General features: G+C 64.2%; 16 protein-coding genes. All 16 read left to right on the top strand.

Translation table 11 applies throughout. The annotated features are described in order from the left end of the window. Positions 1-10 precede the first annotated feature (10 nt). The 16 genes from flgA (at position 11) to VGK27_07675 (ending at position 12,440) form a co-directional block, all read left to right on the top strand. Positions 11-724 (top strand): flagellar basal body P-ring formation chaperone FlgA, encoded by a 714-nt coding sequence (flgA, locus tag VGK27_07750; GenBank protein HEY3489998.1) that lies wholly within the window; start codon positions 11-13, stop codon positions 722-724. A gap of 28 nt (positions 725-752) precedes the next feature. Continuing rightward, positions 753-1,445 (top strand): flagellar basal body L-ring protein FlgH, encoded by a 693-nt coding sequence (locus tag VGK27_07745; GenBank protein ID HEY3489997.1) that lies wholly within the window; start codon positions 753-755, stop codon positions 1,443-1,445. A 40-nt stretch (positions 1,446-1,485) separates the two neighbouring features. Next, positions 1,486-2,616 carry a flagellar basal body P-ring protein FlgI gene (locus VGK27_07740; protein HEY3489996.1) on the top strand — a complete coding sequence of 377 codons (1,131 nt, stop codon included), beginning with the start codon at positions 1,486-1,488 and terminating at the stop codon, positions 2,614-2,616. Positions 2,617-2,625: 9 nt separating this feature from the next. Next, positions 2,626-2,922 (top strand): rod-binding protein, encoded by a 297-nt coding sequence (locus VGK27_07735; protein HEY3489995.1) that lies wholly within the window; start codon positions 2,626-2,628, stop codon positions 2,920-2,922. A gap of 65 nt (positions 2,923-2,987) precedes the next feature. Beyond that, positions 2,988-3,317: a flagellar biosynthesis anti-sigma factor FlgM gene (flgM, locus tag VGK27_07730; GenBank protein ID HEY3489994.1), complete on the top strand. Its 330-nt coding sequence runs from the start codon at positions 2,988-2,990 to the stop codon at positions 3,315-3,317. 48 nt (positions 3,318-3,365) lie between these two features. Beyond that, positions 3,366-3,866, top strand: coding sequence for a flagellar protein FlgN (locus tag VGK27_07725; GenBank protein HEY3489993.1), 501 nt, complete (start codon positions 3,366-3,368; stop codon positions 3,864-3,866). A gap of 14 nt (positions 3,867-3,880) precedes the next feature. Further along, positions 3,881-5,704, top strand: a complete 1,824-nt coding sequence (flgK, locus tag VGK27_07720; GenBank protein HEY3489992.1) for a flagellar hook-associated protein FlgK — start codon at positions 3,881-3,883, stop codon at positions 5,702-5,704. An 11-nt stretch (positions 5,705-5,715) separates the two neighbouring features. Beyond that, the gene (gene flgL / locus VGK27_07715; protein ID HEY3489991.1) at positions 5,716-6,645 is read left to right on the top strand and encodes a flagellar hook-associated protein FlgL; all 930 of its coding nucleotides are present in this window, start codon (positions 5,716-5,718) and stop codon (positions 6,643-6,645) included. Between the two features lie 27 nt (positions 6,646-6,672). Further along, complete coding sequence (gene csrA, locus VGK27_07710; GenBank protein ID HEY3489990.1) at positions 6,673-6,903, top strand: carbon storage regulator CsrA; 231 nt, start codon at positions 6,673-6,675, stop codon at positions 6,901-6,903. Continuing rightward, a complete protein-coding gene (locus VGK27_07705; GenBank protein ID HEY3489989.1) occupies positions 6,893-7,345 on the top strand; it encodes a flagellar assembly protein FliW in 453 nt (150 codons plus the stop codon). Before csrA ends, VGK27_07705 begins: the two co-directional genes overlap by 11 nt. A gap of 2 nt (positions 7,346-7,347) precedes the next feature. Beyond that, entirely contained in the window at positions 7,348-8,346 is a 999-nt protein-coding gene (locus tag VGK27_07700; protein HEY3489988.1) for a hypothetical protein, read from the top strand. 208 nt (positions 8,347-8,554) lie between these two features. Beyond that, positions 8,555-9,373: a flagellin gene (locus VGK27_07695; protein ID HEY3489987.1), complete on the top strand. Its 819-nt coding sequence runs from the start codon at positions 8,555-8,557 to the stop codon at positions 9,371-9,373. Positions 9,374-9,457: 84 nt separating this feature from the next. Continuing rightward, positions 9,458-9,847 carry a flagellar protein FlaG gene (locus tag VGK27_07690; protein ID HEY3489986.1) on the top strand — a complete coding sequence of 130 codons (390 nt, stop codon included), beginning with the start codon at positions 9,458-9,460 and terminating at the stop codon, positions 9,845-9,847. Positions 9,848-9,851: 4 nt separating this feature from the next. Continuing rightward, positions 9,852-11,588 carry a flagellar filament capping protein FliD gene (gene fliD / locus VGK27_07685; protein ID HEY3489985.1) on the top strand — a complete coding sequence of 579 codons (1,737 nt, stop codon included), beginning with the start codon at positions 9,852-9,854 and terminating at the stop codon, positions 11,586-11,588. A 52-nt stretch (positions 11,589-11,640) separates the two neighbouring features. Continuing rightward, a complete protein-coding gene (gene fliS / locus VGK27_07680) occupies positions 11,641-12,045 on the top strand; it encodes a flagellar export chaperone FliS (GenBank protein ID HEY3489984.1) in 405 nt (134 codons plus the stop codon). Then, a complete protein-coding gene (locus VGK27_07675; protein ID HEY3489983.1) occupies positions 12,042-12,440 on the top strand; it encodes a hypothetical protein in 399 nt (132 codons plus the stop codon). Before fliS ends, VGK27_07675 begins: the two co-directional genes overlap by 4 nt. Positions 12,441-12,469 lie beyond the last annotated feature (29 nt).

Here is a 12,469-nt window from a genome sequence, read left to right as displayed (position 1 = left end):
GCGAAAGAAGATGCGACGGATATCCGCGATCCTGTTTTTCCTGTTGGCCGTCGTTCCTGCGGCATGCCTTGCCGCACCGGCGAAGCCAGACGATTCACTGGCGCTTTCGGCGCGAGATGCGCTGACGAGCGTGATCGTCGAGCAGACGGCCGTCCCGGGGGTCGAGGTGTTCGTGTCCGGCATCCGCTTCCAGGACGCGTCGCGCGCGGCGGGGGGCAAGGAGATCGTCCGCGTGTCGCTCGAAGGGCCGGTCCGTTCCGGCCGCGGGATCCAGTTCGCGATGTTCGTCCGGCTCTCGAACGGCGACGTGTGCGAGCTTCGCGCCTCGGCCGACGTCTCGATCCAGGTCCCCGTCGTCGTCTCCGCGCGCAACGTGTCCACCGGTTCGGTGCTCGTAGCCGACGATCTCCAGCTTCGGCGGCGGGAATACTCCGCCTCCGGCGAGGCGATGATCCACGATCCGTCCGAGGCGATCGGAAAACGCGTCCGCTGGCAGCTTTCCGGCGGCGTGCCCGTCCGCCGGGAATACCTCGAGGACCCCGAGGCGCTCAAGCGCGGCGATTCGGTCCTCATCGAGGCCGAGACCGGGATGGTCCACATCACGGGCAAGGGCGTGGCGCTCCAGTCCGGAAGGATCGGCGAGACGGTCCTGGTGCGAAGCCAGCTTTCCGGCAAGGAAATGGCCGGCCGGCTCGCCCCCGGGCATGTCGTCCGGGTCGATTAGCCAAGATGCACGAGGGAGGATCGATCGGATGAGACGTCTCTACTCCAGATTGCCCGCGGCGCTGCTGATTCTGGCGAGCGCGGGTTGCGCCCCGGCCTGGGACCGCAAGGCGGAGTACAAGGTGACGACCTGGCCGGAGGCCCCGGTTCGCGTCGCGGCGGTCAACGGCACTTCGCTCTGGGACGACCGCGGGGGGGCATTCTTCGCCGACCGGCGCGCGCGCAAGGTCAACGACGTCGTGACGATTGTCGTCGACGAATCGGCCAAGGCCTCCAAGGCGGCGGGCACTTCGCTCGCGCGCGATTCGTCCAGCCAGCTCGGCATCTCGGCCTTCTTCGGCCTCGACAAGTCGGTCGCGGGCGCCAACAGCCGCCTCAACCCCTCGTCGCTGATCCAGTCCAACACCAGCACCGGGTTCGACGGCTCCGGGAAGACGTCGCGCGAGGAATCGCTGACCACGACGGTCACCGCGATCGTCAAGACGATCCTGCCCAACGGCAACATGGAGCTGGAGGCGAAGCGCACGGTCAGCGTCAACAACGAGAACCAGGTGATGGTGCTGCACGGCGTGATCCGTCCCGAGGACGTCGACGGCATGAACAGCGTCGCCTCGTCTCGGGTGGCCCAGGCGCGCATCGAATATTACGGGGAAGGCGTCATCAGCGAAAAGCAGAACCCCGGCTGGATGCACAAGATCATCGATCACCTGTGGCCCTTCTAGCCATGGGGCGACCGGTCGAACACGGGAAGGCGGGATGTCGATGAAGACCGAAGGGATGTTTCCGAAAGCATGGGCGGCGCTGATCGCGCTGCTGCTCGTCACGGCTCCGATGGTCACGCCGGCGCCGCAGGCCTCCGCCGCGCGCCTGAAGGATATCGCCAACATCGGCGGAACCCGCGCGAACCCCGTCATCGGCTACGGCCTCGTCGTAGGGCTCAACGGCACGGGCGACACCGACACGTCGACCTTCACGATGCAGAGCATCATGAGCATGCTGGCGAAATTCGGGGTCTCGGTGCCGCTTTCGAAGATCAAGACGAAGAACGTCGCGGCGGTCATGATCACGGGGGATCTGCCCGCGGTCTCGAAGCAGGGGTGGCGCATGGACGTGATGATTTCGTCCATGGGCGACGCCACGAGCCTCGAGGGCGGGACGCTCCTGATGACGCCGCTGATGGCGGGAAACGGCGAGGTATTCGCCGTGGCGCAGGGGCCGGTGCTGGTGGGCGGCTTCGCCGTCTCGGGCGCCTCGGGCTCCGGGGTCCAGAAGAACCACCCGACGGTCGGCCGTATCCCCGGCGGCGCGGTGATCGAGCGGGAAATCGCGCTCGCCGAGGGGGGCGAGAACATCCGGGTGCTCCTGAACGCCCCCGATTTCGCCACGGCATCCCGGGCGGCGGCCGCCATCAACGAGCGGCTGGGAGAGCCGGTCGCGCAGCCCGCGGACGGCAGCGAGGTGCTGGTGCGCGTCCCGGCCAAGGACCGGGCCAACCTGGTCGATTTCATGGCTCGCATCGGCGATTGCGAGGTGACGCCCGACTCGGTGGCGCGCGTCGTCGTCAACGAGAAGACCGGCACCGTCGTGATCGGGCAGAACGTCCGCATCTCGACCGTGGCGCTGGCGCACGGGGCGCTCAACATCGTCATCCGGGAGAAGCTGGAAGTGTCGCAGCCGGCCCCGCTGTCGAAGGGGCAGACCGTGGTCACCCCGAAAAGCGATGTCAAGGCGACCGAGGAGAAGGTCAAGCTGGCGGTGATCCAGAAGGGCGCGACCATCTCCGACCTCGTCGATGCGCTCAACAAGCTGGGCGTGACCCCGCGCGACCTCATTGCGATCATGCAGGCACTCAAGGAGGCGGGGGCGCTTCAGGCCGACCTCGCCCTGATGTAGGAGAACGCCATGGATCCGCTGTCCGCGGTGGCCGTGAAACCGGCCGACGACCCGAAGACGCTGCTCGACCGGAAGAGCAAGGTCGAGGCGGTCCGGGGTTTCGAGGAGATGTACCTGAACGAAATGCTGAAAACGATGCGGAAGACCGTTCCCAAGGCCGAGGAGGACAGCAACGCCAAGGCGATGTGGCAAGAACGGTTCGATGCCGAGATCGCCCGCAAGATCGCGGAATCGGGCGGGATCGGGTTGGCGAAGATGCTCGAGCAGGGACTGGCTTCCCGGGGGAAATCGGCGGTTCGACCGTAAAGTTTTGACCATGTTTTTCCGATAGGTGATTTATAGGCGGATCACCGATCGGAGGAACCCCCCGCGTGAAGATATCGGGTCGAGGAAAAGGAAACGAGGCAAAGAATGTCGGATACAAGAAGACAAGCGGGGTCGCTCCGGTCGCACCGGCTGCCTCCACGTCCGGCCAGGGGGGCGTCGGCGAGGCAACCGAATCCAGCGTCGCCATATCCGACCTCGGCCGGGTCGTCGCCGAGGCGGCCAAGATGCTCGAATCCGTCCCCGACATCCGGGTCGAGAAGGTCGGACGCATCCAGAGCGAGCTCGACGCCGGTACTTACCAGGTCGAGGGCGAAAAGGTGGCCGACAAGTTGGTTACCGAAGCCGTCCGGGACGTTCGCAACCGCACCCGCTGACCCCAGTCCGTCCGCGGGGCCGAAAGCACCCAGGGAAGGGGGCCGGTCATGATGGACCAGGGCGCCGCAGAGCGCTGGATCGAGATCATCCGCCAGGAAGAATCCCACCTCACCAGGCTTATCGAAGTTCTGCAGGCCGACCAGCGCGCCATTGCGCAGTCGCACCCCGAAATCCTCGAAGAGAATGTCCGGCTGAAGGAAGCGGTGCTTGCCGAGATGCAGGTGGTGATCGAGGCGCGCCGCGGGCTGCTCGACGATCTCGGGCGCATCCCCGGATTCGCGGCAAGGACCTTCGACGACCTGGCCGAGACGCTCCCGGCTACGGTTCGTGAATATGGCGTCGGCTCCCTGGCGCGGGTCCGTTCGCTGCGATCCTCGCTGTCCGAGCTCAACGATCTGACGCGCCGGATCATGACGCACGGGCTCCTCATGGTCCGCAGCACGCTCGGGCTGATCCAGGGCATTTCCGCGGTTCCCGTATACGGCGGGAACGGCGATTTCCGCCCCGCCGCGGGCACAACAGGCCGGATCGTCCGGCAAAACGTGTAAAGGCGGTATCGGCTATGCCCGGCATCTACATGGCGATGGAAATCGCCCGGAAAGCGCTCTACACCAACCAGATGGCGATGCAGGTGACCAGCCACAACGTCGCCAACGCCAACACGCCCGGCTATTCGCGGCAACAGGCGATCGTCACCGAGTCCAACGCGATGTCGTTCAACCCGGGACAGCTCGGGATGGGTGCCGAGGTCATCCAGATCGCGCGAAGCGTCGACGCGTTCACCGACACCCAGCTCAATGCCGAGACCAGTACCTACAGCGGGCTGGAATACACATCCAAGTCGGTCGGTCAGGTCGAGGCGATCTTCAATGACAACAACGGGGCAAGTCTCGCCGACCGGGTCAACGAGTTCTACCACGCCTGGGACGACCTGTCGGCCAATCCCCAGGGCACCGCCGAACGGCAGACCGTCGTGTCGACCGCCGAGCTCCTGACCTCCGAGTTCCGGCGGGTCGACCAGCAGGTCGCGACGCTCAAGGAAAACGCCAACAAGGACGTCAAGTCGCTCGTCTCCGAGGTTAATCAGCTCGCCTCCCAGATCGCGACGCTCAACGGCAGCATCAAGATCAACACCGCGCAGGGGCAGTCGCCAAACGACCTGCTCGACCAGCGCGGCGAGCTGCTCAAGCAGCTCGGCCAGAAGATCGGCTTCACGACGATCACCGACGACTATGGGCAGGTCAACGTCTACGTCGGCAAGGGGCGCGCGCTGGTCGACGGCGAGAACACGGGAAAGCTCTACGCCGACATCAACTCGAGCACGCCCGACCTTCTCTACGACGTCAAGATCCAGCTGCCCGGGCAGCGGGGCGACATCAACAATTTCGACACGATCACTTCCGACATCTCGGGCGGGCAGATCGCCTCGGCCATCTCGTTCCGCGATGGCTACATCAACACGGTCCGCGACCGGATCGACAAGCTCGCCTATGCGATCACCAACCAGACCAACGCGACGCACGTCGTCGGTTACGGGCTTTCGAGCGGCACGCCGGCCGTCGCATCGACCGGGAACGCTTTCTTCGCCGCGCTTTCCGATGTCAAGGGCGCGGCGTCCAACTTCCAGGTCGACGCCACGGTCCTGGCCGACATCCGGAAGGTGGCGGCGGCAGGGGCGACGAAGGGCTCCGGCAGCATCGTGTTCACCGGCGTCCCGTCGGTCGCCTCGGCGCCCGCGCCGAGCATCACGATCGGCGCCGATACCTACGATTTCTACGACAGCTCGGTCGCCGCCTATGCCGGCGCCAACACCGGGGTCGACCTCAAAGGCGCCCGGACGGCGGGCGACGTCGCATCCCGCCTGGCGGCCGCATCCGTCGGCGCGAACTACACGCTTCAGGCGAAGGGCGGCCTGCTGATGGCGGTCGCGAGCCTGGATGGCGCCGCGGGCAACGCCATCACGATGTCGATCGCCGGAACCGACGCTTCGAAATACATCAACCTGTCGGGCACGTCGTTCTCGGGAGGCGTCGATACGCCCGCTCCGCCGCCGCCCGTGGGCGACAACCGGAACGCCCTGCTGCTGTCCGGGATGGGGAACACCAAGGTGTCGTTCCTTCAGGAAGGCGCCACCGTTCCCGACTTCATCGCCGGGATGATCGGGCAGATCGGCTCCGAGACCAAGGGGGTCAACCTCGATCTCCAGCACCAGAAGGTGATCGTCGACAATCTCGAGACACGTCGCCAGGACGTTTCGGGCGTCTCGCTCGACGAAGAGATGACCAACCTGATCAAGTTCCAGCGGGCGTTCGAGGCCTCCACCAAGATGATCGCGATCGTCGACTCGATGCTCAACACGCTCATCACGATGAAGAGCACGGTCTAGGAGCGCCAGCCATGAGAATCACCGAACAGATCATCTACGATTCCGTCCGCAATTCCGTGATGGACAACCGCTCGTCGCTCTTCACCATCCAGCAGAAGATCGCCGAGAACCGGCGGCTCGTCTACCTGTCCGACGACCCCCGCTCCTCCGAGAAGGCGTCGCAGATCAAGACCGGCCAATCCGAAGTGGCCCAGTTCCAGCGGAACATCACGTTCGGCAATGCATCGCTCGACCTGACCGAAAACGCGCTCAACGGCATCAACGACACGCTCGTCCGCGCCAAGGAGCTGGCCATCCAGATGGCCAACGGCGATGCCAGCGCCTCCGACCGCAAGTCCGCCGCGGCCGAGGCCGCCGAGCTGTTCAATGAGGCGGTCGGATTCGCCAACACCAAGTTGGGCGGAGAATACATCTTCTCGGGATTCAAGAGCGATACGCCGGCCTACACCAACGACGGAGTCTGGCAAGGCGACACCGGGACCCGCCTCGTCCGGATCGGCCAGAGCGAGAAGATGCAGATCAACGAGATCGGCAGCAATGTCTTCGGGGACCGGGTCACGGTCGGCGCCATGCCGCCGGCGCCTCCAGGGACCTACGTTCCCGGAAGCTCCATCATGGAAGATCTCGCCCAGTTTCGGTCGGCGCTCGAGACCAACAATCTCGCGGGGATCCAGGCTTCGATCGACGCGATGGACCAGGGACAGCAGAAGGTGCTCCAGAGCCAGGCGGCGGTCGGCACGCGGACCAAGCACATGGGAGTGAGCAATTCCTCGCTCATGAACATGTCGGCAAGTCTGACCAGCCAGCTGTCCGATATCCAGGACCTCGACATCGCCCAGATGGCGATCGACCTCAAGAAGCAGGAGGCCGTGCTCCAGGCCTCCATCCAGGTCGCCGGGACGATCACGTCCATGACCGTGCTCGATGCCGTGAAACGCTAAATAGACCAAGTCTCCAGGGAGGGAGCGATGCTTGTACTGACAAGGAAGTCGGGCGAACGGCTCATGATCGGGGATGACGTTACGCTCACCATTCTCGAAGTGGGAAAAGGGCAGGTCAGGCTCGGCATCTCGGCGCCGCCGGGCGTCAAGATCCACCGCGAGGAGATCTACCTGAAGGTCGTCGAGGAAAACCGGACCGCATCGAACGTCGACCGCGATTTCATGGCAGCCTGGGAGGGGACCGAAGATGAAGATTGATGGCAGCAAGCTGGGCGACATCGAGATCGCGGACGAGAAGATCATCACGCTCGAGGAGGGTCTTCCCGGATTCGCCGACGCCCACCGCTGCGTTCTGGTCGACGCCCGTCCCGGCGCGGAGTTCAAATGGATGCTGTTCGTCGATCGCCCCGAGCTGGCGTTCGTGGTGGCCGACCCGTTCGCCTTCTTCCCCGATTACGAGGCGCCCGTGGGGGAAGGGGACCTCGAAGCGGTCGGATTCTCGGATGGAGACGAGCTCGCGCTCCTGTCGGTGATCACGATCCGCGGCCGGCGCAAGGAGGACACGACGTTCAACCTCAGGGCCCCGATCGTCGTCAACATGAAGACCTGTTCAGGGAAGCAGTTCGTGCTCAAGGACGACAAGTGGGGCGTCCGCGTCCCGATGCCGCCGGCCGCGGCCGAAGCCGGAGGCGACCGATAGCTGTGCGGTTCGCGCCCGGGATCTCTGCCGTCCTTCTCGCGGCCCTGGTGCTTCTGCCGGTCCTCGGCCTTACGACCCGGGCCGACACGCGCGCCGAGCGCGTCCGGAAGTTCCAGGGCTCGCTCGACGAACAGGTCGTGCGCGATTCGGGCAAGCCTCTCGCGCCCGAGGAGCAGACCGTGTTCACGGCCGAGGCGGCGCTGGCGGCCGGGGTCGTTATCATCATCCTGTTGGGGGTTCAGCGGCTGATTTCCCGGATCGCCGCGCGGCGACGCGAGACGGAGAGCGCTACCCGGTACCAGATCGAGAACCTGATGACGCCCGTCGCCGTCCGCGACCACCTTGCCAGGGTGCTCAAGGAACGAATATCGTTTTCCATATGGATCGATGATCACTTCATCCGCTTTTCCTCGCACGCCGACGGAATCTCGGACGACCGCAAGGAGCTGATGATGCTTCCCCTGTCGCCCGCGGCAGGAAATGACATGCTCCGGTCGTCCCGCTCGATCCGGGTCGAATACCTTTACCAGCGGGTTCCCTACCATTTCGTTTGCGCATGGGCCGGCGAAGACGCCGACCGCGGGTCGTTCATGCACCGGTTGGCGTTGCCCGAGTCGATTGCCTTTACGCAGCGCCGGGACGTCTACCGGGTCGATCCTCCGTTGTCGGCGCCCCTCGTGTGCAGGACGAGCGGGACCGACCCCGCCGACATCAGCGTGCTCGACGTGAGCACCGGGGGATTCTCACTGGCCTCCTCCAACCGGTTCAGGCCGGGGGAGGAACTGGCGTCGTTCCGGATCGAGGGGGGGACGCTGGTCCCGATCGAGGGGGCCGCGCGCTGCGTCTACGAGCTGTCGCTTTCCGAGAGCAAGACCCGGTTCCGCTTCCGCTACGGGTTCGAATTCACCCGGTTGGCCGAGGGCTGCGATCGCCGTCTGATGGTCTACATTGCGAAGATGCAGCTTTCCGACCTTTCCCGACGCCGGGAGATGGAAAGCTGAGGGGAACCCCCAATTTGCATTAAAGTCGCGGGAGCTTCCTTCCGATAAGTAAATCAGAAGGAAATGCACGGAGCGCCAAGAGGAAAGGGGGATCACCGAAGGCACAGACCAAAAAGAATAAAGCCGGTTTTCATGGGAATCGGAATTCGTCAACCAACCATGAACCCCAGGGCAAGGATGCCCGGGAAAAATCAAGGAGGATACGATCATGGCAGTCGTAATCAACAGCAACCTGGCAGCCCTCACCGCCCGCAAGAACCTCGAAGTTTCCCAAGCGAGTCTTTCGACCTCCATCGCCCGTCTCTCGTCCGGCATGCGCATCACCAAGGCCGCAGACGACGCCGCCGGCCTGGCGATTTCCGAAAAGTTGGGCGCCCAGATCCGCGGCCTCGGGCAGGCTTCCCGCAACGCCGCCAACGGCATCTCCGTCGTGGCGACGGCCGAAGGCGCGATGGTCGAAATCACCAACAGCCTGAGCCGCATGCGTGAACTGGCGGTCCAGTCTTCCTCGGGCGACATCGGCGATACGGAACGCACCAACCTGAACGCCGAGTTTTCTGCACTGACCGCCGAAATCGGAAGAATCTCCGACTCGACCAAGTTCAACGGACAGGCGCTTCTGACCGGCACTGTCTCCAGCATTTCCCTGCAGATCGGCACCGGCTCCTCCGAACAGCTGGGCGTCGGCCTCTCGACCGTCACCACCGGTACGCTGAGCATCAGCGCCGCCAACATCTCCACGGCCGCCTCCGCACAGGCCGTCCTGACGACGATCGACACCGCGATCTCCTCGGTCACCACGGCTCGAGGCAGCCTGGGTGCCCTCCAGAACCGGCTCGAGTCGGTCATCCGGAACCTCTCGGTCAGCATCGAGAACACCACGGCCGCCAACTCGCGCATCCGCGACGTGGACGTCGCCGAGGAAACCGCCAACTACACCCGGAACCAGATCCTGGTGCAGGCAGGCGTCTCGGTCCTGTCGCAGGCCAACCAGCAGCCCTCGATCGCCCTTTCGCTCCTCAAGTAACAAGGGCCAATCGTCAAAGGCTGATCGCATCAAGCCGGGGGAGGGAGTTCATGCCCCTCCCCCGGTTGCTACGAGGTGATCCTCATGAAAATCCAGGCAGTGACAAGTGGCGCCGAGGTCGATGTTTCCCGCCCTGCATCCGGTGCGCGCAAGTCGGACGCGGCGAGCAGTCCCGCCCAGGCGACCGGGGCCGAAGGCGTGGTTGTCCCGTCGAACCCGAATGTCGTCGTTCCCGTCCAATCGGTCGAAAAGTCGAAGGAGATGGAGCGTCTGGCCGAAGAGGTTCAGCGCCATTTCAGGGGAGACCCTTCGAAACTCGACATTTCCCTCGACAAGGATCTCAAGATGATCGTCACCAAGGTGCTCAATGCGGATAACGGTGAGGTGATCCGCCAGTACCCGCCCGAGTCGGTCATCGAGGTGATCAAGTACCTTCGCGCTCAACGCGGGATGATCGTCAACCAGAAGGGGTAAGGTCATGGCGACGACGAACAGCGTCAATTTCTCCGGGCTCTCCTCCGGGATCGACTCGTCGAGCCTGATCGCCGCCCTCGTCGCGGCCAAGCGGCAACCGATCGATCTCTTGCAGAGCCAGGTGACCGACTACCAGTCCAACCTGACCATGATGGACACTTTTTCCGGGAAGCTGACCGCCCTGCGAAGCGCGGCTCAGGCGATCGCATCGACAAGCTCCTTCTCGGCCTTTTCCAGCAGCACCAGCGACAGCAACGTGATGACCGTCGCCGCTTCGTCCGCGGCTTCCGAGGGGAACCACACGGTCGTCGTCCAGCAGATGGCCTCCGGGCAGTCGTCCAAATCGGCCGAAACTTCCGTTTCCGCAGACAACCCGTTCGGCCTGGCCGGAACCCTCAAGTTTACCCCGGCAGCAATGCCGGGCGTTTCCGTCCCCGACAACCTGGTCTCGATCTCAGCGGGAGATTCACTCTCGGCCATCCGGGACAAGATCAACAACTCCGCTCCGACGGCCTACGGGTCGCTCTCTTTCCTGGCCGTTCCCGCCACCGGGACCAAGCTCGCCATCGATGACAAGACCTACGAATTCTACGACAGTTCCGCCGGGGCCTATGCGGGCACGAACGTCGGGGTCGATATCAGCGGCGCGGCAACCGGTGGCGACATCGCGACCCGGTTGGCGGCCGCATCCCCCGGAAGCGGAACCTCCATGTCCGCTTCGGGCGGCGTCGTCACCGTGAAAGCGACTGTTGCGGGCAGTGGCGGGAACCTGGTCGGGATGACCAACACGAATGCCGGCGGCAGCGGTACCGATGGCGCGATCCAGCTGTCCGGTTCCAAATTGTCCGGCGGGATCCCGTCCTATTCCGCAAGCGCCATCAACACCGGGACGACCGCCGCCCCCTCCTGGTCGCTGGTACTGACCGGCAAGGGGATGGGCGAGGTGGCTGCCTTCACGTCGGTCTACACGCCCACGACGCCCGGAGATCCCAAGACGCTGTCGTTCGCCAACACCCAGACGGCGAAGGACGCCATCATCGACATCGACGGCATGACGGGCCTTCACCGCTCGACCAACGTGATCACCGACCTCGTCTCCGGGGTTACGCTGAATTTAGTGAGCGCTCCCTCCACAAAGCCGTCGATTTCCATCGGCGTGACCAAGGACAACGGCGCGATCCGGAACAAGGTGCAGGCGTTCATCGCCGCATACAACGACCTTGCGGGCTACGTCCGCTCCAACTCGACCTACGACGCGACAACGAAAAAGGCCGGGCCGCTCCAGGGCGACATGGCGGTATCCAGCGTGTCGAATTCCCTGACCTCCCTTCTCGTCAACGCGGTCAAGGGCCTCGGGGGCAATTACAATGCCTTGTCTCGTGTCGGCATCAGGACGCAGTCCGACGGGACGATGTCCATGGATTCCGCGAAGATGGACACGGCGATGTCGGCCGATTTCAAGGGCGTCGTCGACCTCTTCACGAAAAACCTGTCGACCGGCACGAAGGGCGTGGCCGCGCAGATCATGGACAAGATCGACAGCTGGATGTCGCCCGTCTCCGGCCTCGTCGCTACCCGGAAGGCGAACATCCAGTCGAGGATCAAAAGCATCAATGCCATGGTGACCCAGAAGGAATCGGCTGTGACGTTGTACGAGGCGTCGCTCAAGGTCAAATTCGCGAACATGGAACAATTGGTCGGAGTCTTGAAGAACCAGTCCGGGGCGCTCAGTTCACTCTGATTGCAGCCCGGGCAATTAAAAACCGTCCGATCCACCTCAAGAGGATGAGTCAATGCAGATGCAGGCAAATCTCAACAAGTACCAGCAGAGCACCGTTCGGACGGTGTCCCGGGAGAAGCTTCTCTTGATGCTGTTCGACGGCGCGATCTCCTTCGCCAATGCATCCGGCAGTCGGCTGGCGGCCGGCGACAAGGTCGGCTTCCGGGAATATCTCCTCAAGAGCCAGGCGATCGTCACCGAGTTCCTGACCACCCTCGACATGGAAGTGGGCGGGGAGGTTGCCGCGAACCTGCAGCAGATCTACCTGTTCCTGATCGACCACATGACCGAAGCCAATGTCCGCCTGCTCGGAAAGAACATGAACGATGTCGCGCGCATCCTGGGCACGATCCGGGAAGGTTTCGACGGCGCCATCCGATCGCTGGCCGGCTCCCACGAGATTCGGGCAGCACGATGACGGAACGCGCCTCGGGCTGCGCCCGGGCGATGGAGGAGATCCTCGACGCGTACCGCAAGGCGACCGCGGATCTTCTCGAGTCGATCCGGCAGCTCGACGACCCGGGTACCGCACGGGCCGTGGCGGAACGGGCGGACTGCATCGAGCGATACGGCGTGGCGGTCGCCGACTGGAACTCCCTCCCCGAACGCGAACGAGATGTCTCCCTGCTCGAAAAACGCGATTGGCACCTCCGTTGCATCAAAGAAGAGGATGACGGCGCGATCGCCCGGGTCCAGTCGATCCAGGTAGAGATCGGCGCCGAGCTATCCCGCCTGGGACAGGTTCGCAAGGTCGATCGCGCGTACCAGTCGCCGGCCGGAGATAAGGCAAGAATCGTCAGCGGCGAGGGGTGAACCGGGGCATCGCCGGTGCGTCCCGCCGG

The organism is Candidatus Deferrimicrobiaceae bacterium (assembly GCA_036504035.1).
In the GTDB taxonomy this organism is placed as follows: Bacteria; Desulfobacterota; Deferrimicrobia; order Deferrimicrobiales; family Deferrimicrobiaceae; genus JANXPS01.
The sequence above is the reverse complement of the archived record's forward strand: the minus strand, read 5'-3'. Positions and strand labels throughout refer to the sequence as shown.

Bases quoted from the DNA above. Each gene is read 5' to 3' on its own strand.
- flgA (HEY3489998.1), top strand. From the start codon at position 11: ATGCGACGGATATCCGCGATCCTGTTTTTCCTGTTGGCCGTCGTTCCT.
- VGK27_07745 (HEY3489997.1), top strand. From the start codon at position 753: ATGAGACGTCTCTACTCCAGATTGCCCGCGGCGCTGCTGATTCTGGCG.
- VGK27_07740 (HEY3489996.1), top strand. From the start codon at position 1,486: ATGAAGACCGAAGGGATGTTTCCGAAAGCATGGGCGGCGCTGATCGCG.
- VGK27_07735 (HEY3489995.1), top strand. From the start codon at position 2,626: ATGGATCCGCTGTCCGCGGTGGCCGTGAAACCGGCCGACGACCCGAAG.
- VGK27_07725 (HEY3489993.1), top strand. From the start codon at position 3,366: ATGATGGACCAGGGCGCCGCAGAGCGCTGGATCGAGATCATCCGCCAG.
- flgK (HEY3489992.1), top strand. From the start codon at position 3,881: ATGCCCGGCATCTACATGGCGATGGAAATCGCCCGGAAAGCGCTCTAC.
- flgL (HEY3489991.1), top strand. From the start codon at position 5,716: ATGAGAATCACCGAACAGATCATCTACGATTCCGTCCGCAATTCCGTG.
- csrA (HEY3489990.1), top strand. From the start codon at position 6,673: ATGCTTGTACTGACAAGGAAGTCGGGCGAACGGCTCATGATCGGGGAT.
- VGK27_07705 (HEY3489989.1), top strand. From the start codon at position 6,893: ATGAAGATTGATGGCAGCAAGCTGGGCGACATCGAGATCGCGGACGAG.
- VGK27_07695 (HEY3489987.1), top strand. From the start codon at position 8,555: ATGGCAGTCGTAATCAACAGCAACCTGGCAGCCCTCACCGCCCGCAAG.
- VGK27_07690 (HEY3489986.1), top strand. From the start codon at position 9,458: ATGAAAATCCAGGCAGTGACAAGTGGCGCCGAGGTCGATGTTTCCCGC.
- fliD (HEY3489985.1), top strand. From the start codon at position 9,852: ATGGCGACGACGAACAGCGTCAATTTCTCCGGGCTCTCCTCCGGGATC.
- fliS (HEY3489984.1), top strand. From the start codon at position 11,641: ATGCAGATGCAGGCAAATCTCAACAAGTACCAGCAGAGCACCGTTCGG.
- VGK27_07675 (HEY3489983.1), top strand. From the start codon at position 12,042: ATGACGGAACGCGCCTCGGGCTGCGCCCGGGCGATGGAGGAGATCCTC.